Raw genomic sequence first — 18,472 nt, 5'->3', positions numbered from 1 at the left:
TGTTCCCGGCAGATCAACCGTGTCAAGGCGGGAGTGTGCGCGTGGACGACATCTGGCAGGCCCCGATCGGCAAGACCCTCGATGTGCCGGTGAGCGCGGCCCTTCCGCCGATCCCGCTGCCCGTCGGCTGCCACGTCGAGCAGCTGATCTGGCACGGCGACCCGATCGGCGGGTCGCCGTCGGCACAGGTCGTGACCCGCGACGGCGACGCGGCCACCGTGCGCATCGCCCTGGGCGAGCGCATCATCGCCGACCTCAAGGTCCGCCGTGGCCCGGCGCGCGTGCCCCGCCCGCACGCCCTGCTGCGCGCCGACGTGCGCGCGGGCGCGGCGTGCACCAAGCTGTTCCCCGTCACCGCGGCGGTCACCACCGACCACGTGCCGGACACCGAGCCGGTGCTGAGCACCCCGGCGCTGATCGCGTTCATGGAGGATACCGCCGCCGACGTGCTCCGCCCGCTCCTCGGCCCGGCGACCGGCTCGCTGGGCACGTGGATCGGGGTGCGGCACACCGGCCCGGCGCACGTGGGCCAGGACCTGACCGTGACGGCCGTGCTCGCCGAGGTGCGCGGCCGCCGGTACCTCTTCGACGTCCGCGCCACCGTGGACGACCGCCCGGCCGGCGACGGCCAGGTGGCGCAGACGCTCATCAGCCTGGAGCCGTAGTGAAGCAGCCCGGAGCCGTAGCGAAGCGCGCCGCGGCGTCGGCGCGCAGGGCGGCCTTGTCCACCTTGCCGCCGGTGCCCAGCGGCAGCTCCGGCAGTGCCACCAGGCGCTCCGGCCAGTTCTGCTTCGTCACGCCGCCGGCGTCCAGGTGCCCCCGCAGGTCGTCGAGGCTGAGCGGGGCGCGGGTCACGACGTAGGCGCACGCCCGCTCGCCGAGCACCGGGTCCGGCGCGGCGACGACCGCGACCGCCGCCACCGCCGGATGGCTCGCGACCGCCTCCTCGACGACGAGGGCGCTGACGTTGTGCCCGCCGCGGATGATGAAGTCGGCGATCCGCCCGGTGATGGACAGGTACCCGTCCTCGTCGATCGCGCCGAGGTCGCCGGTCAGCAGCCAGCCGTCGGGGCGGAACAGGGCGGCATTGGCGGCCTCGTCGTCGAGGTAGCCGGGCGTGCAGCCGGGCCCGTTCGCGGCGACCTGCCCCTCGGCCGCGTCCTCGCCACCGGCCAGCAGCCGCACCCGCATCGCCGGGATCGGCCGGCCAGCGGTGGCCAGCCGGCGCTCCGGTGGGTCGTCCACGGTGGTCACCGAGATCGGCCCGGCCTCGTTGGAGCCGTAGAACTGCAGCACGGCGCAGCCGGTGCGCTCCTCGAACTCGCGGGCGCGGGCCACCGGCACGCGTTCGCCGCCGGTGAACAGGACCCGCAGCGACGACAGGTCGGCCGCGGCGAACCCGGGATCGTTGAGCAGCATGATGAACTGGGCGGTCACCGCGCACAGCACGGTGACCCGGTGCTCGGCGATAAGCCGCAGGGTCTGCGCCGCGTCGAACTCGGCGGTGAGCACGGTCGGGTAGCCGTACATGGCCGGCACGACGTGCGCGCTCCACAGCCCGAAGCCGTACGGCGCCGGCAGCACGCTGGCGAACACCTCGTCCGGGCCGAACCGGCCGGCGGCGTGCGCGAGCGGGCCGAAGTACTTGCGGTTGTCCATGGTCTGCCGCACGACCTTCGGCACCCCGGTCGTCCCGGACGTGGAGTTGAGGAAGAAGACGTCGTCCGCCGCGATTCCCCGGCCGCCGGCCGGCGACGAGGGCAGCGGCGGGGGCAGCGCGTCGAGGTCGAGCACGACGTGGCGGGCCGCGCCGCACCGAGCGGCGATCTCGGCGCCGGGGCGGCCGCGGTGCGTCGCACGGGTGGCCAGGGCGACCGCGCCCGTCTTACGCAGCAGGTGCGTGATCTCGGCGTCGCCGGCGCGCGGCCCGATGCCGACGGTCACCAGTCCGGCCTTCTGAGCGGCGAGGTAGGCCACGTGGGTGAGCGCGCCGCCGGTCACCAGCACCGCCAGCCGCTCGCCGGGCAGGAAGCCGGCCTCCACGTAGGACCGTGCCAGGCGCGAGGACAGCTCGTCGTAGTCGCGCCACGTGAACGTCCCCTCCGGGGCGTGGAAGGCCACGCCGCCGGGGTCGTTGCCGCGCACGAAGTCGGCGACGGTGGACGGCTCAGGCACCGGCACCCCCGTCCAGCCGCAGCACCGCGCCGGTGGCGAAGCGGGCCTCGGCCGCGCCGAGGTACACGATCGCGGCGGCGACCTCGGCCGGGTCCGCGACCGGCGGGTCGACGAGCGCACCGCCGCGCCCGTCCAGCTTCGGATGCATGTCCGGTACCGGCGTCAGGCCCGCCCGCAGCGGCGTGTCCACGGAGCCGGGGCACACGCAGGCGACCCGCACGCCGTCGGGCGCGAACTCGACGGCGAGGGATCGGCTCAGCGCGACGACGCCGCCCTTCGCGGCCGAGTACGCGGCACTGTACCGCCAGCCGCGCACCCCGGCGAGCGAGGCGACGTTGACGATCGCGCCGCGCGAGGCGACGAGGTGCGGCAGGGCGGCCCGGCTGACCAGGAACGTGCCGGTGAGGTTCACGCCCAGGATCCGCTCCCACTCGGCCGACGTCACGTCGCGGGTGTGCTGGTAGGAGGCGACCCCGGCGACGTTGGCGACGAGGTCGAGCCGCCCGCCCCACGCGACCGTGCGCGCGACGGCGTCGGCGACCCGGGCCTCGTCGCGCACGTCGCAGGTCAGCGAAAGCACGTCCGCGCTGTCCGCCGGGCTGCCGTCCATGGCGGTCACGTCCAGCGCGGCGACCCGGGCACCCTCGCGCAGCAGCCGCCGCACGGTCGCCGCGCCGATGCCGGAGGCGGCCCCGGTGACCAGTGCGACGCTGCCGAGGTACCGCTGCGTCACGACCGGCCGCTGTCGCGCATGGAGCGCGCGTCGTGCCCGGCGAGGGAGTCCTTGCCGACCTCGGCGTTGTGCGCGTGGGCGACGTGATGCAGCCCGAACACCGAGTCCATGCCCGCGCGCAGGCCCATGAGGTCCTCGGCCTGGTTCACCGCCTTCTTCGTCAGCGCCAGGCCGAGCCGCGGCATGGCCGCGATCCGGTGCGCGATGTCCATCGTGGACGACTCCAGGTCGGCGCGGGGCACGACCCGGTTGACCATGCCGAGCGCGAGGGCGCGGTCGGCCGGCACGCGCTCGCCGAGGAACAGGAACTCCTTGGCGTAGCGGGGGCCCATGACCCACGGGTGGGCGAAGTACTCGACGCCGGGGATGCCCATGCGCACCACCGGGTCGGCGAAGAACGCGTCGTCGGCGGCGACGACGAGGTCGCAGCACCAGGCGAGCATGAGCCCGCCGGCGATGCAGGCGCCCTGCACCATGGCGATGGTCGGCTTGGGCAGCTCGCGCCAGCGGCGGCACATGCCGAGGTACACCTCGGACTCCCGGGCGAACCGGCTCTCGGCGCCCTCCTTGCCGACGTGGTCCCACCACAGCCCGGCGCGGCGTGGGAAGGTCTTGTCGATGTCGCGGCCGGGCGTGCCGATGTCGTGGCCGGCCGAGAAGTGCTCGCCGGTGCCGGCGAGGACGATGACCTTCACCTCGTCGTCGTCCGCGGCGCGGTAGAACGCGTTGTCGAGGGCGTACGTCATCTTGGAGTTCTGCGCGTTGCGGTACTGCGGCCGGTGCATGGTCACGACGGCGACCGGCCCGTCGGTGCGGTACAGCACTACGTCGTCTTCACTCATGGGTGGCCTCCGGTAGGTCGAGGGATGCGGCGAGGCGGTCGAGGCGGGCGCCCGTGTCGCAGAGCGCCTCGAGGGCCCAGGCGCGCTTGGCGTACCGGTGCAGCTCGTACTCCACGGTGTAGCCGATGGCGCCGTGGCACTGGATCGCGGCCCGGCCGGTGGCGTGCGCGGCCTCGGCGGCGAGCACGACCGCGGCGTCGACGGCCCGGACCGCGTCGGTGTCGTGCTCGACCGCCCACGCGGCGGCGAGGATCTCGGGCGCGGCGAACTCCAGTCCGAGCGCGGCGTCGGCGAGGTGGTGCTTGACGGCCTGGAAGCTGCCGACGGGCACGCCGAACTGGTGGCGCTGCTTGACGTACTCGACGGTGAGGTCGAGCATCCGCCGCCCGAGCCCGGCCAGCTCGGCCGCGAGGGCGAGCCCGGCGCGCAACCGTGCCCGGCCCACGAGCGCGGGGTCGCCGGTGAGGACCTCGGCCCCGGTCGACCGCACGGCGTCGAGGGCGGTGTCCACGGTGGACTCCGGCGCGCCGGCCGCGGCCCCGAGGCGGGCACTGTCCCCGTCGAGATGCAGGATCCAGTCGGCGTGCCCGCCGAACGGGGCCAGGCCGCCCGGGCCGGCGAGCGCGACCCGGGACCGGCCGGCGGCCACGTCGGCGGCGCGCGGGTCGCCCACGGCCGCCAGCAGCGGCGCGGCGACGAACGCGGTGGCGGACACCGGCAGCGGCGCGGCCGCGTATCCGGCCGCCGTCAGCACGCCGACCAGGTCGGTCTCGGCCAGGCCCAGCCCGCCGGCGTCGGCGGGGACGAGAGCGGCGAAGACGTCCATCGCGGCGAGGGCGTCCCAGTCGGCGGCGGCGAGCGGCTCGCGGACGGCGTCGGCGAGAGCCTCCTGGTCATCGGTCGGCGCGAAGCGCACGGCTCCCCCTTTCAGGCCCTGGGCAGGCCGAGCACCCGCTCGGCGACGATGTTGCGCTGGATCTCGTTGGTGCCGGCGTAGATCGGGCCGGCGAGGGAGAACTGGTAGCCGCGGGTCCACGGCGTGTCCAGGATCGCCTCGGCGCCGAGCAGCTCGAGGGCGACCTCGTGCAGGTCGATGTCCAGCTGCGACCAGTAGAGCTTGTTCAGGCTGGCCCGGGCGCCGGGCGGGCGGCCCTCGACGAGCCCGGTCACCTGGTGCAGGGTGAAGTGGCGGTACGCGCGGGCGCGCAGCCAGGCGCGGGTGACGCGCTCGCGGGTCGCCGGGCGTAGCCGGTCCCGGTGGGCGATCGCGAGGGCGATGAGCCGCTCGGCGGTGTGCAGGAACCTGCCGGGCGAGCGCAGCGTGAGGCCGCGTTCGGAGCCGGTGGTCGCCATCGCCACCCGCCAACCCTGGTCGACGCCGCCGAGCACGGCCGCGTCGGGCACGAACACGTCGTCGAAGAAGACCTCGGCGAAGCCCTCGTCGCCGTCGAGGCGGCCGAAGCCGCGCACGGTGACGCCCTCGGCGGCCAGCGGGACGAGGAAGTAGGTGAGGCCGCGGTGGCGTGGCGCGGCGGGGTCGGTGCGGAACAGCCCGAACAGGTGCGTGCAGAACGCGCCGCGGGTGGTCCACGTCTTCTGGCCGCTGAGCCGCCAGCCGCCCGGTGCGCGCTCGGCGCGGCTGGCGATCGCGGCCAGGTCGCTGCCGGCGCCGGGCTCGGACCAGCCCTGGCACCACAGGTCCCGCGCCGCGGCCAGGCGGGGCAGGAGGGTGTCGCGCTGTTCGGCGGTACCGAACTCGAACAGCGTCGGGGCGAGCAGGAAGATGCCGTTCTGGGTGACCCGCTGCGGCGCGCCGGCGGCGTAGTACTCCTCCTCGAAGACGAGCCACTCCCACAGCGAGGCGTCGCGCCCGCCGTACGCCTTCGGCCAGGACACCACGGCCCAGCGGGCGTCGAAGAGGCGCCGCTCCCACTCCAGGTGGGCGGCGAAGCCCTCGCGGGTGTCGCCGGAGGGCAGTGGTGTGGCGGGCACGTTGGCGCGCAGCCACTCGCGAGCCTCGGCCCGGAACGCGGCCTCGGCGGGGCTGTCAGTAAGGTCCACGCCGGTCATGCCACCATCACCGGCCGAACTCGTCCCGGACGCGGTCGGCGACGCCGGTGAGGTTGAGCTCGAAGGTGAAGCCCTGCTCGTAGCGGTAGCTGCGCTTCGGGTCCCAGGGGTCGATGCCGTTGAGCGACTCCTTGGCGGCGCGGATGACGGCCGGGTTCTTGGTCGCGATGTCGTGCGCGACCTCGAGGGCGGCCGCGCGCAGCTCGTCGCGGGGCACGACGCGCAGCACCGAGCCGAACGCGTGCAGCTCGGCCGCGGTCGCGGTGGCGGAGGTGTACATCATGGCGCGCATCTTGTGCTGCGGCACCAGCCGGGACAGGTGGGTGGCCGCGCCGAGCGCGCCCCGGTCGACCTCCGGCAGCCCGAACGTGGCGTCGTCGGCGGCGATGATGATGTCGGCGTTGCCGCACAGGCCGATGCCGCCGCCGAGGCAGAAGCCGTTCACGGCGATGATCACCGGCACCGGGCAGTCGTAGACCGCGGTGAAGGCGGCGGCGCAGCCGCGGTTGACCCCGACGAGCGCGCCGAAGTCGCGGGCGGCCTGCAGCTCCTTGATGTCGACGCCGGCGTTGAAGCCGCGGCCCTCGGCGCGCAGGACGACGGCTCGCACCGCCGGGTCGGCGCCGGCGGCGTCCAGCGCCGCGGCGAGGTCGAACCAGCCCTTGACGGGCAGCGCGTTGACTGGCGGGTTGTTCATGACGATCTCGGCGACGCCGTGGTCGTCCAATGTGGACTCGATCATTCGTCCTCATCTGTCGCGAAGGTCGCCCAGCCGTACACGGCGACGGTTCCGTCCTGTTTCGTGCAGGTCATCTCGATGTCGAGCAGTGCCTCGCCGTCCGCGCCGGTGCGCCGGGCGGTGACTTCGCCGTCGCAGGTGACGGTGTCGCCGGGAAAGACCCGGGCGGCGAAGCGGACCCGGAAGGCGCGCACGTTCTCGGCGCCGAACCGGTCGGTGGCCCAGGTCGCCAGGAGCCCGGCCTGGAGCATGCCCAGCGACAGCGGCGCGGGCAGCCCGGCCTCGCGGGCGAAGCCCTCGTCGTGGTGGATCGGGTTGAAGTCGCCCGAGGCGCCCTGGTAGCGCACGAGGTCGGTGCGCGTCAGGGGTCCAATGACAAACGTCATGTCGTCTCCACACCGGTCAGGCGGGCGGTGGCGACGAGCCGGCCGGTCTCGTCGTGGAACTCGGTCACCATGACGGCGAACGCGAGCGGGCCGGAGCGGCCCTCCTTGCGGGTCACCGACTCGATGCGGGACCGTCCGGTCAGCCGAGTGCCGGCGCGCGGCGGGGGGCCGTGGAAGACGTACTCCTGCTCGGCGTGCAGGCCCTTGTGCTGGTCCATGGCCACGGCCTCCCACGGGTCGCTCGCCCCGGACTGCCAGAAGAACGCGGTGGTGAGGAACGTCGGCGGTACCACCGGATCCTCCGCCTCCAGGTAGGCCGGGTTCGCCGAGCGGGTTGCCCGCGCGAACTCGCGGATCTTGCCGCGCTCGACGTCGAGGGTGAACGGCTCGCCGGTCACGCCGGCGGCACTGTCGTCGACCATGCGGTAGCTCCAAACTACGGGTGCTGGCTGCTGACGGAGACGACCTCGCCGGTCATGTACGAGCTGTAGTCGCTGGCCAGGAAGACGATCACGTTGGCCACCTCCCACGGCTCGGCGGGCCGGCCGAACGCCTCGCGCCGGGCGAGCTCGTCGAGCAGTTCGTCGGTGGTGACCTTGGCGAGGTGCGGGTGCATCGCCAGGCTCGGCGCCACGGCGTTGACCCGCACTCCGGCCTTGGCCGCCTCGATGGCGGAGACGCGGGTGAGCGCCATGACCCCGGCCTTGGCCGCGGCGTAGTGCGCCTGCCCCTCCTGCGCCCGCCAGCCGATGACCGAGGCGTTGTTGACCACCGCGCCCCGGCCGCGCGGCATCATGTGCCGCAGCGCCGCCCGGGTGCAGCGGAAGGTGCCGGTGAGGGTCACGTCGAGCACCGAGCGCCACTGCTCGTCGGTCATGTCGACGATGTTGGCGGTGCCGCCGAGCCCGGCGTTGTTGACGAGCACGTCGAGGCCGCCGAGCCGGTCGGTGACGGTGTCGAAGAGGTGCTGTACCTGGGCCTCGTCAGTGACGTCGCACGGCACCGCGAGCACGCCGAGGCGCTCGGCGGCCTCGGCCAGGCGCCGCTCGTGCCGGTCGCTGATCGCGACGGTCGCGCCCTCCTCGACGCACCGCTGCGCGGTCGCGAAGCCGATGCCGGTGCCGGCAGCGGCGGTCACGAGCACCGTGCGGCCCGCGAGCAGGCCGTGGGCGGGAGGTTTGCTCACCATGGCGTCACTCTACCAAGCGCTTGTTTGGTTGACTAGCACGGACAGTGTCGAGCGGTGCCGCCGTCGCCGCCGAAGTGGACAGCCGCGGACGCTCCGCCTCGGCCTCGGCCAGCGGCGAGACCTCGCGCAGCGTCTCCCGGCTGCGCACGGCCAGCTCCTGGTACACCCGGGTGCCGTTGGCCTTCCACGCGAGCTCCTGCTCGGTCAGCTCGCGCACGACGCGGGCCGGCGACCCGGCGGCGAGGGTGCGCGGCGGCACCACGAACCCGGCCTTCACGAACGCGTGCGCACCGACGAACGCCTCCTCGCCGATCTCCGCGCCGTCCATCACGACGGCGTTCATGCCGATGAGCACGCCCGCGCCGGTGCGGCAGCCGTGCAGGATCGCGCCGTGCCCGACGTGGCCGGCGCGGCCGAGCACCGCGGTCGTGTCCGGGAAGGTGTGGAAGACGCAGGAGTCCTGCAGGTTGGACCCCTCCAGCATGACGATGCGGCCGAAGTCGGCGCGCAGGCTCGCCAGCGGCCCGACGTAGCAGCCGGCGCCGACGTGCACATCGCCGATGAGCACGGCGGTGGGGTGCACGTACGCGGTGGAATGCACGACCGGGATGACGCCCTCGATGGAGTACGCGGGCATCAGGCGAGCCGTTTCAGCACGGCGGCGGCCTCCGCGACGATCCGCTCGATCAGCTCGGCGCAGCTGGGCAGGTCCTCGATCAGCCCCGCCACCTGGCCGCTGGCCATCACCCCGGCGTCCGCGCGGCCCTCGACCATCGCCGCGCGGATGAGCATCGGCGTGTTGGCCGCGAGCAGCACCTGGTCGTAGCGCAGCCCGTGACCGCGCATCGCGCGCCCCTCGCGCAGCAGCGACAGCCACGACCGGCCGGACAGCTTGCGGAACGCCCGGGCGTTGCCGATCGCGTTCGCCAGCCGCCGCCCGGACGCCCGCCCGGCGAGCGCGTCGACGAACGGCGTGCGCAGCACCCGCTGGGGCACGCCGTCGAGCGCGTCGGTGACGACCGTGCCGGTGACCGAGGCGGCGAGGTAGCGCCGCTTGACGTCCTCGGCGATCGGGCTGTCGGCGGTGAGCAGGAACCGGGTGCCCATGGCGATCCCGGCCGCGCCGTAGGCGAGCGCGGCGACCAGGCCACGGCCGTCATAGTAGCCGCCGGCCGCGATGACCGGAATGTCCACGGCGTCGACGACCTGCGGCAGCAGCAGCGACGTGGGCACCGGGCCGGTGTGGCCGCCGCCCTCGCCGCCCTGCACGACCACGGCGTCGACGCCCCAGGCGGCGACCTTCTCGGCGTGCCGGCGGGCGCCGACGGAGGGCACCACGACCACCCCGGCGGACTTCAGCTTGTCGATGAGCTCGGGCTTGGGCGCGAGCGCGAACGAGGCGACCCGCACCCCCTCACGAATGAGCAGGTCGGCCCGGCGGGCGGCGTCGGGCGCGTCGGCGCGCAGGTTGACCCCGAACGGCCGGTCGGTGCGAGCCTTTACGTCGGCGATCGCGGTGGCCAGCTCGTCGTACGACAACGTGGCGCTGGCGAGGATGCCCAGCCCGCCCGCGTCGGCCGTGGCGGCGGTGAGCCGGGCGTCGGAGACCCAGCCCATGCCGGTCTGCACGATCGGGTACTTGATCCCGAACAGGTCGCAGATCGGCGTGCGCAAGGCCCCGGAAGTCACCCGGCCACCTCTTTGGCGCGCACACCGTTGGGGTCGATCACCTCGCGGATCAGCCTCAGCTCGTCCTCGGTCGGCTCACGGGTCTCGGGCACCTCGGCCGGTACGACCAGGTCGAAATCCGTGGCGTCCAGCACCTCGGCGACCGTCACGCCCGGGTGGACCGACACCAGCCGCATGCGGTGGTCCTCGGTGGCGAAGTCGAACACGCCCAGGTTGCTCACCACCCGGCGCACCTCGTGGAAGCGGCCGGCCTCGGGCACCGCCGCCGCCCGGTCGTAGCCGACGCCGCTGACCATGTCGACGGCCGCCACGAACGAGCGCTTGCCGTGGCGCGGCACCCAGTAGCTCGTCGGGTGGTGGACGGTGTTGCCGGGCGCACCGCGCACGCCGAGCAGCTGCCGGGTCGGGCGGGCGAAGTCGCCGATCGCCGAGATGTTCGTGTTGCCGTAGCGGTCGATCTGGCTCGGGCCCATCATGACGTGCCGGCGCCCGCCGTAGATCAGGTCGAACACGGCACGGAAGGGGATCCAGCCTTCGATCACCGGCGGCGGCGCGCCGATCGCCCACGTGCCCTGGGCCAGCATCGCCTCGCCGTCGGACAGCAGCAGGTCGGGCTCGAACGTGGCGCGGGCCAGCCGGGCGGCGATGACCGGCACGATGCCGATCGGGCTGGCCAGGATCTCGCCGTCGCCGCGCCACGCCTCGGCGCAGGCGACGACACACACCTCGGCGCGGGTCACATCTGTCACACCAACACCTCCGCTTCGCTCCGTATCGCTCACGCCGCCACCTCCCGCTGCTGCACGGCGGCGCGGTAGGCGTCGTCGTCGCCGTTGAGGTAGCGGTCGTAGAAGGCCGACCACAGCTGCGGGTCGGCGGCCGCCGCCGCGTACTCGCGCTGGAACGCCTCGTCGCGGTCGTAGTCCGGTTCGCACGAGGTGAAGTGCGCGCCGCCGGGGGCCTCCACCACGCCGTGCACCATCCACCGCTGCAGCAGCAGGCTCTGTACCGGCGCCTGCCGGGTCAGCTCGGCGGTGGGCACGATCCGCTCGACCGAGACGTACGCCTGCTCGGCGGCGGTGCAGTACAGGTCGTCGAAGTACGGGTCGGCGCCCAGGTACTGCGCGTTGCCGTACACGTCGGCGCGGTTGAGGTGCACCAGCGCCGCGTCGAGGTGCAGCGCCGGCACCGCCAGCAGCTCCTCGCCGCCGTAGGGCGAGGCGACGGTCCGCAGCGCCGGGTTGATCCGCAGCACGTCGGAGCCGAGCCCGGCGCGGCTGGGCAGGAACGGCAGCCGGCAGGCGGCCGCGTACAGCCCCAGGCGCAGCATGCCCTCGTCGTACTCGGTGACCTCGACCGCGCCCGACTGCCGGGCCGCGCGGAAGTGCGGCTCGAGCGGTATCGTGTCGAGCGACACAAACCCGTACACCAGGTGCCGGACCTTCTTCGCGGCCAGCAGCAGGCCGACGTCGGGGCCGCCGTAGGTGACGATGGTCAGGTCGGTCAGGTCGGAACGCAGGATCGCCCGGACCAGGGCCATGGGCTTGCGCCGCGACCCCCACCCGCCGATCCCGATGGTCATGCCGGATCGCAGCCGGGCCACGACCTCGTCTGGGGACATCTGTTTGTTTGCCATTGCTCTAATCGGCCGCCTTACTGTCGCAGGCTGACATGCCCCACGACCGTACCAAGCGCTTGCTTGATTACGCTACACTCGGTTTCTCACCGAATCGGTACACTCCGTGCTTGAGTCGGCGGGATACACCTCCTTCACTGCAAAGGACACGGAATGGCGCGGGAATCTGGGGACCGACGCGAGCGGATTCTCGCCAGCGCGGCGGCGCTGTTCGCCAACAAGGGCGTGGCGGCCACCACGGTGCGCGAGATCGCCGACGAGGTCGGCATCCTCTCGGGCAGCCTGTACCACCACTTCGAGTCGAAGGAGGCGATGGTCGACGAGATCGTCACCTCGTACCTGGACGACCTGCGCACGCGGTACAAGCGGGTGATGGCCGCGGACACCGACCCTCGGGCCCGGCTGCACGACCTCATCGTGGCGTCGCTCGAGGTGGTCGAGGCACACCCTCATGCCACCGAGATCTACCAGAACGATGTCAACTACCTGACACAGATCGAGCGTTTCGGATACCTGCGCAACGCCGGCAAGGAGGTCCAGGCCACCTGGCTGCAGGTCCTCGAGGCCGGCATCGCCCAGGGTGTGATCCGCGACGACCTCGACCCCAAGATCCTCTACCGGCTGATGCGTGACGCCGTGTGGTTGTCGGTGCGCTGGTTCAAGCCGACGGCGGCCTACCCGATCACCCGCCTGGCGGAGGAGTGCACGTCGCTGTTCCTGGACGGCCTGTCCCGCCACTGACGCTCGCGTCCGGCGTTTCCCGGCCGTCGACGCGGTCGGGGAACGCCGTCACGCGCAGCCCGTCGACGAACACGGCGACCAGGAAGGCCACGATGCCGCCGTCGAACAGGGACCAGGCGCCGCCGCGGGCCTGGTCCACGGCGATCGTCCACGCGTCCGGCGCCGCGCCGGGCGAGGCGTGCCAGTAGACCGAGTTGCCGTGCGCGGTGCCCGCGACGGGCAGCAGCTCCCGCGGGTGCACGGGCAGGTCCGGCGTGCCCACCAGCTCACCCTCGGTCTCCAGCAGGTACTCGGCCTTCAGCCCGGCGAAGGCACGCTGGGTGTCCAGCTCCACGAACTGCGACACGCCATCGGGCACGTACACGGTGAGGAACTCCCCGAACCGGGCGTGCCCGTACGCGTCGACGAAGGCCTTGTAGTCGGCCGGCAGCCGGTGGCCGAAGCGCTCCTCGAACGCCGCCCAGTCGCGCTGCGGCGCCGGGCGCAGCGGCGGGTAGGCGGCCAGCAGGCGGTCGAGCGGGTCGGCACGCATGGTTGCGGACCGTACCAGCCCGACCGCTCGCTCCGCGCGGCGCGGTTTGGCCTCAGCCGGCGCGGTGCAGGCCGACCGGGCTCAGGGGCCCGACCTTCCCGGCGGCGAAGGCGGCGGCCACCGCGCCGACGGTCCAGGACGGGTCATGGGTGCCGGTGCCCTGGACGGTGGGATGGGCCATCATCGACAGCTCGTCGCCGTCAAGGCGGACCACCTGGCCGTGCAGGCCCGCCGAGGCGTCGGAGAGCAGGTAGACGACCGCCGGGGCGTTGCGGTCCGGCGACTTGTCGACGTTCTGGCCCCGGGCGGCGTCGCCCAGGTACGCCTCGTAGACGTCCGCCATCCGGGTGTGCGCGTTCGGGGAGACCGCGTTGACGCGCACGCCGGTGCCCTCCAGGTCGGCGGCCCAGCAGTAGGTCAGCGAGGCCACCGCCCCCTTGCTCGCCCCGTAGGCGCCCATCGCGGCCGAACCGGCGTGCGCGCCGGAGGTCACGTTGACGATCGAGCCGGTGCCGCGGGGCAGCATCGCGCGGATGGCGTGCAGGCCGCAGTAGGCGCTGCCCAGGACGTTGACCTCCAGGATCGCGCGGAAGTCGGCCGGGTCCTGCTCGCTCGGGTGCGCGAGGCCGAAGATGCCGGCGTTGTTCACGAGGCCGTCGACGGCGCCGAACGCGTCCACGCAGGCGCCGATGATCGCGCCGGCGCCCTCCCAGGTGGCCACCGAACCCGCGGCGGCCTCGGCCCGGCCGCCGGCTGCGCGGATCTCGGCGACGACCGCGCCGGCGAGGTCGGCGTCGACGTCGTTGACCACGACCGCCGCGCCCTCGGCCGCGGCGAGCCGGGCGTAGGCGGCGCCGAGCCCGCGGCCGGCGCCGGTGACGACGACCGCCTTGCCGTCGAGGAAACCAGTGACATTCGTCATGCCGTCACCTCCGCTTCGCTCCGGACCGGTCATGAGAGACGCTCCACGATCATGGCCATGCCCTGGCCGCCGGCGGTGCACATGGTCTCGAGGCCGATCTGCGCGTCGCGGTGGACGAGTCCGTTGAGCAGCGTGGTGGCGATGCGCGCCCCGGTCATGCCGAACGGGTGCCCGACGGCGATCGCGCCGCCGTGCACGTTGACCCGCTCGGGGTCGGCGCCGAGCTGGCGGACCGACGGGATCACCTGTGCCGCGAACGCCTCGTTGATCTCGATGAGGTCGACATCGCCGATGGACATGCCGGCGTGCGCCAGGGCCCGCCGGCTCGCCTCCACGGGGCCGAGGCCCATGATCTCGGGGCTCAGCGCGGACACGCCGGTGGCCACGATCCGCGCCAGCGGCGTCAGGCCCAGCTCCCGGGCGCGGGCGGCGCTCATCACCACGACGGCCGCGGCGCCGTCGTTGAGCGGGCAGCAGTTGGCGGCGGTGACGGTGCCGTCGGGCCGGAAGGCCGGCTGCAGAGCGGCGATCTTCTCCAGCGTCACGCCGGCGCGGGGGCCGTCGTCGCGGCTCACCACCGTGCCGTCGGGCAGGGTGACCGGGGTGATGTCGAGCTCCCAGAAGCCGTCGGCCTGCGCCTTCTCCGCGTTGTTCTGGCTGCGCACCGCGAACTCGTCCTGCTCGCGGCGGGTGATGCCGCACAGCGAGGCGACGTTCTCCGCGGTGTCGCCCATGGCGATGTACACGTCGGGCAGCTCACCGGCCTCACGCGGGTCGCGCCATGGCATCGCCGTCGGCGTGGAGCCGCGCTCGGGCCAGCGCGGGTTGCGGGTGTCGGGCATGCCGTCGGACTTGCCGGCCGGGTAGTGCGAGACGACCTCGGCGCCGGCGGCGATGAACGCGTGCCCCTCCCCCGCCCGGATGGCGTGGAAGGCCATCCGGATCGCCTGCAGCGAGGAGGCGCAGTAGCGCTGGACGGTGGTGCCGGGCACCATGTCGAGGCCGAGGTGCATCGCGACCTGGCGGCCGAGGTTGTACCCCTGCTCGCCGGCCGGCTGCGCGCAGCCCATGAGGATGTCGTCGAGGGTGGTGGGGTCGAGGGCGGGCACCCGGGCGAGGGCCTTGCCGACGACCTGCGCGGCGAGGTCGTCGGCGCGCACGCCGGCGAGGGAACCCTTGTAGGCCCGGCCGATCGGCGAGCGCACAGCGGAGACGATGACGGCGTCCAAGCGGGACACCCCTTTCACTGCGAGACGGTCCAGCCGCCGTCGACCGGCAGCAGTACCCCGTTGACGTAGGCGGCGGACGGGGACAGCAGGAACAGCACGGCCGCGGCGACGTCCTCGGGACGTCCGGCGCGGCGCATCGGGTTGCGCTCGATGAGCGAGCGGCCGAGCGGGGTTTCGGCGAAGCCGGCCATGCGCGGCGTGTCGATGAAGCCAGGAGCGACGGCGTTGGCGCGCACCCGCGGCGCCGCGCGGGTGGCCAGATGGCGGGTGTACCCCGCGATCGCCGCCTTGCCGGCCGAGTACCACGGCGAGTCGGTGCCGACGAGGTTGCCGGCGACGGAGGCGATGTTGACCACGGCCGCGCCGTCGGGCGGCCCGGTGGCCAGCCACGCCGACGTAACCAGCTCGACGCTGCCGGCGGTGAACGCCAGGCCGTCGGTGAACGGCAGCGGCGGGCCGCCGCTGGCCGGGCCGGCGTTGTTGACCAGGTAGCGCACCGGCCCGGCGGCGGCGAGCGCGGCCGCGACGGCGTCCGGGTCGCGCACGTCCACGACAGACCCGCCGGGGGTCGGTGCGAGGTCCCAGACGACCACGCGCAGCCCGGCCCCGGCGGCGAGCGCGGCGGTCGCCGCCCCGATGCCGCTGGCGCCGCCGGTGACGAGGACGGTGTCGCCGGGTGAGAATCCGAGGCTCATCGCGCACCTGCCCGCAGCGTGGTCTTGAGCACCTTGCCGCTGGCGTTGCGCGGCAGGGAGGGCACCAGCACGAACGACCGCGGCTGCTTGTAGTTGGCCAGCCGGGTGCGGCAGTACGACGCCAGCTCGTCCGGATCGGGCGGCGGCCCGGGGCGGGCCACCACGAACGCGCGGGCGACCTCGCCGAGGCGCTCGTCGGGCACGCCGACGACGGCGACCTCGGCCACGGCCGGATGCCGGGCGATGACCTGCTCGATCTCGGCCGGGTAGGCGTTGAACCCGCCGACGATGAACATGTCCTTGAGCCGGTCGGTGATGCGCAGATAGCCGCGCTCGTCGAGCACGCCGACGTCGCCGGTGTGCAGCCACCCGTCGGTGTCGATCGCCTCGGCGGTGCCGTGCGGGTCGGCGAAGTACCCCCGCATCACGTTGTAGCCGCGGACCAGGATCTCGCCGGTCGCGTCGTCCACCCGGACCTCGACGCCGGGCAACGCGGCGCCGCAGGTCGAGGCGACCGTGACCGGGTCGTCGTCGGGGCGGCACATGGTGGCGGTACCGCACGACTCGGTGAGCCCGTAGGCGGTGAGCACGGTCCGCAGCGCGAGCTCGGAGCGCAGCCGCTCGATCATCACCACCGGTACGGTCGTGGCGCCGGTGATCGCGACGCGCAGGCTCGACAGGTCGTAGCCGGCGCGGCCGGGGTGGTCGAGCATCGAGGTGTACAGCGTCGGCGGGCCGGGCAGCACGGTGATCCGCTCGCGCTGCACGAGCTCGAGGCTGGTGGGAACGTCGAAGACAGCCTGCGGCACGATGGTGGCGCCGCGCAGCAGGCAGGCGATGACGCCGGCCTTGTAGCCGAAGGTGTTGAAGCACGGGTTGACCAGCAGGTACCGGTCCCCCTCGCGCAGGTCGGCGAGCTCGCTCCAGGCGGCGTACAGCTCGGTGCTCTGCCGGTGGGTGAGCATCGCGCCCTTGGGGTTGCCCGTGGTACCGCTGGTGAAGAACAGGTCCGAGAGGTCCTCGGGCTGGACCACGGCGTCGACCGGCCGGCCGACGGTGGTGAAGGCGTCCCAGTCGGCGAACGGCACGGTCTCGGCCAGGTCGGGCATTGGGGTCTCGGCGGCGGCCTCGGTCAGCGACTCGATGTAGCGGTTGCCGAGGAAGCCATCGTCGACGAGCAGCAGCCGGGCGCCGCTGCGGGCGAGGATGTAGGCGGCCTCGGGGCCCTTGAATCGCGTGTTCAGCGGTACGAGCACGCCCCCGGCTGAGACGATGCCGAGGGCGGCGACGATCCACCGCCAGCCGTTGGGCGCCCACAGCGCGACGCGGTCGCCCTTGGCCACGCCCCGCGCGGCGACGGCCTCGGCGAAGCGCGCCACCTGCGCGCCGAGCTCGGCGTAGGTCAGCCGCACCTGGCCGTCGACGATCGCCTCGCGGGTGCGGTAGTGCACGGCGCCGGCCCGGACCAGATCGGGGATCGTACGGGCGTCCAACGGTTGCATGGGTGGCACCTTACCAACCAAGCGCTCGCTTGGTAAGGTCTAGCCATGACGGAGGCATACCTGGTCGAGGCAGTCCGCACTCCGGTCGGCAGACGCGGCGGCGGGCTGGCCGGCATTCACCCGGCCGACCTCGGCGCGCACGTGCTCGGCGCGCTGGTGCGGCGTTCGGGCATCGACCCGGCCGCGGTCGACGACGTGATCTTCGGCTGCGTCGACGCGCTCGGGCCGCAGGCCGGCAACATCGCCCGCACCAGCTGGCTCGCCGCCGGCCTGCCCGAGCACGTGCCCGGGGTCACCGTGGACCGGCAGTGCGGCTCGTCACAGCAGGCGGTGCACTTCGCCGCCCAGGCGGTCATGTCGGGCACGGCCGATCTGGTCGTGGCCGGCGGCGTGCAGAACATGAGCGCGATCCCCATCTCCGCGGCGATGCTGGCCGGGCAGGCGTACGGCTTCGACGACCCGTTCCGCGGCTCGGCCGGCTGGCTGGCCCGCTACGGCGAGCAGGAGATCAGCCAGTTCCGCGCGGCCGAGCTCATCGCGCGCAAGTGGTCGCTGACCCGCGAGGAGATGGAGCGCTACGCCCTGGAGAGCCACCGCCGCGCGGCCGCGGCGATCGACGCCGGGCGCTTCGAGCGGGAGATCGAGCCGATCGCGGGGGTCGCCCGCGACGAGGGCCCCCGCCGCGACAGCACCCTGGAGAAGATGGCCGGCCTGCCGACGCTCACTCCGGATGGGGTCGTCACCGCGGCGCTGGCCAGCCAGATCTCCGACGGCGCCGCGGCGCTGCTGGTCGCCTCGCCCCGCGCGGTGCGCGAGCACGGCCTGCGCCCCCGGGCCCGCGTCCACCACCTGTCGGTGCTCGCCGACGACCCGGTCTTCATGCTCACCGGGCCGATTCCGGCCACCCAGCGCGCGCTGGAGCGGGCCGGGCTGGCGATCGGCGACATCGACCTCGTCGAGATCAATGAGGCATTCGTACCGGTGGTGCTGTCCTGGCTGGCCGAGACCGGCGCGGACCCGGCGCGGGTCAACGTCAACGGCGGCGCCGTGGCGCTGGGCCACCCGCTCGGCGCGACCGGGGCCCGGCTCATGACGACGCTCCTGCACGAGCTGGAGACGATCGGCGGGCGCTTCGGCCTGCAGACCATGTGCGAGGGCGGGGGTACGGCCAATGTCACCATCATCGAACGACTCTGAGCCCGCGGCCCTGGTGACCGGCGGGACCCGGGGCATCGGGCGGGCCATCGCGGCGCGCCTGGCCGGCGCCGGGTACCGCGTGCTGGTCTGCGGCCGCCGCGACCCCGGCGACCTGCCCGGCGGGGTGGCGTTCCACCGCGCCGACGTGCGCGAGCCGGAGGAGGCGGCCGGGCTCGTCCGGGCGGCGGTGGCGGC

General features: G+C 73.8%; 22 protein-coding genes. 4 read left to right on the top strand and 18 right to left on the bottom strand.

Going from position 1 to position 18,472, the window contains the following annotated elements; all coding sequences use genetic code 11:
• The first annotated feature begins 41 nt into the window (after positions 1 to 41).
• Positions 42 to 665, top strand: a complete 624-nt coding sequence (locus ABT297_RS37395) for a thioesterase family protein (protein ID WP_350557313.1) — start codon at positions 42 to 44, stop codon at positions 663 to 665.
• Here the strand turns inward: ABT297_RS37395 and ABT297_RS37390 are convergent.
• The 13 genes from ABT297_RS37390 to ABT297_RS37330 are packed head-to-tail and all read right to left on the bottom strand — an operon-like array spanning position 649 to position 11,459.
• Positions 649 to 2,175 carry a class I adenylate-forming enzyme family protein gene (locus ABT297_RS37390; protein WP_350557312.1) on the bottom strand — a complete coding sequence of 509 codons (1,527 nt, stop codon included), beginning with the start codon at positions 2,173 to 2,175 and terminating at the stop codon, positions 649 to 651. The genes ABT297_RS37395 and ABT297_RS37390 overlap by 17 nt on opposite strands.
• A complete protein-coding gene (locus ABT297_RS37385) occupies positions 2,168 to 2,908 on the bottom strand; it encodes an SDR family NAD(P)-dependent oxidoreductase (protein ID WP_350557311.1) in 741 nt (246 codons plus the stop codon). The genes ABT297_RS37390 and ABT297_RS37385 overlap by 8 nt, the downstream gene beginning before the upstream one ends.
• Positions 2,905 to 3,750: an enoyl-CoA hydratase gene (locus ABT297_RS37380; RefSeq protein ID WP_350557310.1), complete on the bottom strand. Its 846-nt coding sequence runs from the start codon at positions 3,748 to 3,750 to the stop codon at positions 2,905 to 2,907. Before ABT297_RS37380 ends, ABT297_RS37385 begins: the two co-directional genes overlap by 4 nt.
• Positions 3,743 to 4,666, bottom strand: a complete 924-nt coding sequence (locus tag ABT297_RS37375) for an acyl-CoA dehydrogenase family protein (protein ID WP_350557309.1) — start codon at positions 4,664 to 4,666, stop codon at positions 3,743 to 3,745. Before ABT297_RS37375 ends, ABT297_RS37380 begins: the two co-directional genes overlap by 8 nt.
• 11 nt (positions 4,667 to 4,677) lie before the next feature.
• On the bottom strand, positions 4,678 to 5,820 hold the full coding sequence (locus tag ABT297_RS37370; RefSeq protein ID WP_502885709.1) for an acyl-CoA dehydrogenase family protein: 1,143 nt from the start codon (positions 5,818 to 5,820) through the stop codon (positions 4,678 to 4,680).
• 7 nt (positions 5,821 to 5,827) lie between these two features.
• Positions 5,828 to 6,562 (bottom strand): enoyl-CoA hydratase family protein, encoded by a 735-nt coding sequence (locus ABT297_RS37365; RefSeq protein WP_350557307.1) that lies wholly within the window; start codon positions 6,560 to 6,562, stop codon positions 5,828 to 5,830.
• Complete coding sequence (locus tag ABT297_RS37360) at positions 6,559 to 6,945, bottom strand: MaoC/PaaZ C-terminal domain-containing protein (protein ID WP_350557306.1); 387 nt, start codon at positions 6,943 to 6,945, stop codon at positions 6,559 to 6,561. Before ABT297_RS37360 ends, ABT297_RS37365 begins: the two co-directional genes overlap by 4 nt.
• Positions 6,942 to 7,367 (bottom strand): FAS1-like dehydratase domain-containing protein, encoded by a 426-nt coding sequence (locus ABT297_RS37355; protein WP_350557305.1) that lies wholly within the window; start codon positions 7,365 to 7,367, stop codon positions 6,942 to 6,944. Before ABT297_RS37355 ends, ABT297_RS37360 begins: the two co-directional genes overlap by 4 nt.
• Before the next feature lie 14 nt (positions 7,368 to 7,381).
• On the bottom strand, positions 7,382 to 8,134 hold the full coding sequence (locus tag ABT297_RS37350) for an SDR family oxidoreductase (RefSeq protein ID WP_350557304.1): 753 nt from the start codon (positions 8,132 to 8,134) through the stop codon (positions 7,382 to 7,384).
• Between the two features lie 4 nt (positions 8,135 to 8,138).
• Positions 8,139 to 8,771 carry a gamma carbonic anhydrase family protein gene (locus tag ABT297_RS37345; protein ID WP_350557303.1) on the bottom strand — a complete coding sequence of 211 codons (633 nt, stop codon included), beginning with the start codon at positions 8,769 to 8,771 and terminating at the stop codon, positions 8,139 to 8,141.
• Positions 8,771 to 9,823, bottom strand: a complete 1,053-nt coding sequence (locus ABT297_RS37340) for an NAD(P)H-dependent flavin oxidoreductase (RefSeq protein WP_350557302.1) — start codon at positions 9,821 to 9,823, stop codon at positions 8,771 to 8,773. Before ABT297_RS37340 ends, ABT297_RS37345 begins: the two co-directional genes overlap by 1 nt.
• On the bottom strand, positions 9,820 to 10,572 hold the full coding sequence (locus ABT297_RS37335) for a CoA-transferase subunit beta (protein WP_350557301.1): 753 nt from the start codon (positions 10,570 to 10,572) through the stop codon (positions 9,820 to 9,822). Before ABT297_RS37335 ends, ABT297_RS37340 begins: the two co-directional genes overlap by 4 nt.
• A 29-nt stretch (positions 10,573 to 10,601) precedes the next feature.
• Complete coding sequence (locus ABT297_RS37330; protein WP_350557300.1) at positions 10,602 to 11,459, bottom strand: CoA transferase subunit A; 858 nt, start codon at positions 11,457 to 11,459, stop codon at positions 10,602 to 10,604.
• Between the two features lie 153 nt (positions 11,460 to 11,612).
• Between ABT297_RS37330 and ABT297_RS37325 the strand changes: the two genes are divergently transcribed.
• The gene (locus ABT297_RS37325; protein ID WP_350557299.1) at positions 11,613 to 12,200 is read left to right on the top strand and encodes a TetR/AcrR family transcriptional regulator; all 588 of its coding nucleotides are present in this window, start codon (positions 11,613 to 11,615) and stop codon (positions 12,198 to 12,200) included.
• On the opposite strand, the gene ABT297_RS37320 is transcribed toward ABT297_RS37325, so the two are convergent.
• The 5 genes from ABT297_RS37320 to ABT297_RS37300 are packed head-to-tail and all read right to left on the bottom strand — an operon-like array spanning position 12,142 to position 17,080.
• Positions 12,142 to 12,732, bottom strand: coding sequence for an SMI1/KNR4 family protein (locus ABT297_RS37320; RefSeq protein ID WP_350557298.1), 591 nt, complete (start codon positions 12,730 to 12,732; stop codon positions 12,142 to 12,144). The two genes, ABT297_RS37325 and ABT297_RS37320, sit on opposite strands and share 59 nt — an antisense overlap.
• A 52-nt stretch (positions 12,733 to 12,784) precedes the next feature.
• Positions 12,785 to 13,654: an SDR family NAD(P)-dependent oxidoreductase gene (locus tag ABT297_RS37315; protein ID WP_350557297.1), complete on the bottom strand. Its 870-nt coding sequence runs from the start codon at positions 13,652 to 13,654 to the stop codon at positions 12,785 to 12,787.
• Between the two features lie 29 nt (positions 13,655 to 13,683).
• Positions 13,684 to 14,901, bottom strand: coding sequence for an acetyl-CoA C-acetyltransferase (locus tag ABT297_RS37310; RefSeq protein WP_502885708.1), 1,218 nt, complete (start codon positions 14,899 to 14,901; stop codon positions 13,684 to 13,686).
• Positions 14,898 to 15,578, bottom strand: a complete 681-nt coding sequence (locus ABT297_RS37305; protein WP_350557295.1) for an SDR family NAD(P)-dependent oxidoreductase — start codon at positions 15,576 to 15,578, stop codon at positions 14,898 to 14,900. Before ABT297_RS37305 ends, ABT297_RS37310 begins: the two co-directional genes overlap by 4 nt.
• Entirely contained in the window at positions 15,575 to 17,080 is a 1,506-nt protein-coding gene (locus ABT297_RS37300) for a FadD3 family acyl-CoA ligase (protein ID WP_350557294.1), read from the bottom strand. Before ABT297_RS37300 ends, ABT297_RS37305 begins: the two co-directional genes overlap by 4 nt.
• Before the next feature lie 45 nt (positions 17,081 to 17,125).
• On the opposite strand from ABT297_RS37300, the gene ABT297_RS37295 reads away from it, so the two are divergent.
• Together ABT297_RS37295 and ABT297_RS37290 are read left to right on the top strand one after the other, a co-directional pair.
• On the top strand, positions 17,126 to 18,277 hold the full coding sequence (locus ABT297_RS37295) for an acetyl-CoA C-acetyltransferase (RefSeq protein WP_350557293.1): 1,152 nt from the start codon (positions 17,126 to 17,128) through the stop codon (positions 18,275 to 18,277).
• Positions 18,252 to 18,472: SDR family NAD(P)-dependent oxidoreductase (locus ABT297_RS37290; protein ID WP_350557292.1), on the top strand; the 221-nt coding region annotated here is incomplete at its 3' end. The genes ABT297_RS37295 and ABT297_RS37290, both read left to right, overlap by 26 nt.

This window comes from Dactylosporangium sp. NPDC000555, from assembly GCF_040300025.1.
Classification (GTDB): Bacteria; Actinomycetota; Actinomycetes; order Mycobacteriales; family Micromonosporaceae; genus Dactylosporangium.
The sequence above is the reverse complement of the archived record's forward strand: the minus strand, read 5'-3'. Positions and strand labels throughout refer to the sequence as shown.